At 50.3% G+C, this 935-nt stretch carries 1 tRNA gene and 2 rRNA genes; all 3 read right to left on the bottom strand.

From position 1 onward, the window contains the following. A 23S ribosomal RNA gene (locus tag KW829_RS22690) occupies positions 1-480 on the bottom strand; the annotation flags it as partial. A 192-nt stretch (positions 481-672) separates the two neighbouring features. After that, a tRNA-Glu gene (locus tag KW829_RS22695) sits at positions 673-748 on the bottom strand. Positions 749-833: 85 nt separating this feature from the next. Further along, positions 834-935: ribosomal RNA gene (locus KW829_RS22700) — 16S ribosomal RNA — on the bottom strand; the annotation flags it as partial.

Genomic DNA, 935 nt, shown 5'->3' on the forward strand with positions numbered 1-935 from the left:
CTTTTCGCCTTTCCCTCACGGTACTGGTTCACTATCGGTCAGTCAGGAGTATTTAGCCTTGGAGGATGGTCCCCCCATATTCAGACAGGATACCACGTGTCCCGCCCTACTCTTCGAGTTCACAGCATGTGTGCTTTCGTGTACGGGGCTATCACCCTGTATCGCCGGACTTTCCAGACCGTTCCACTAACACACAAGCTGATTCAGACTCTGGGCTGCTCCCCGTTCGCTCGCCGCTACTGGGGGAATCTCGGTTGATTTCTTTTCCTCGGGGTACTTAGATGTTTCAGTTCCCCCGGTTCGCCTCGTTAACCTATGTATTCAGTTAACGATAGTGTGTCGGAACACACTGGGTTTCCCCATTCGGACATCGCCGGGTCAAAGGTTCATATCACCTCGCCGGCGCTTTTCGCAGATTAGCACGTCCTTCATCGCCTCTGACTGCCAGGGCATCCACCGTGTACGCTTAGTCGCTTAACCTCACAACCCGAAGATGTTTCTTTCGATTCATCATCAAATTGCGAAAATTTGAGAGACTCGAACACACATAACATGTGTGTCGTTTCAATTTTCAGCTTGATCCAGATTTTTAAAGAGCAAATATCTCAAACGTCACCCGAAGATGAGTTTTGAGATATTAAGGCAGGTGACTTTCACTCACGAACCAGCAAGTGGCGTCCCCTAGGGGATTCGAACCCCTGTTACCGCCGTGAAAGGGCGGTGTCCTGGGCCTCTAGACGAAGGGGACACTGAAGTCTCAATCGCAAGACGCCTTGCTATTTACTTTTCATCAGACAATCTGTGTGGACACTACAAAGGCAGGTTCTTTAAGGTAAGGAGGTGATCCAACCGCAGGTTCCCCTACGGTTACCTTGTTACGACTTCACCCCAGTCATGAATCACAAAGTGGTAAGCGCCCTCCCGAAGGTTAAGCT

The sequence above is a fragment of the Enterobacter sp. ENT02 genome, assembly GCF_019219165.1.
GTDB classification, from domain to species: Bacteria; Pseudomonadota; Gammaproteobacteria; order Enterobacterales; family Enterobacteriaceae; genus Enterobacter; species Enterobacter mori.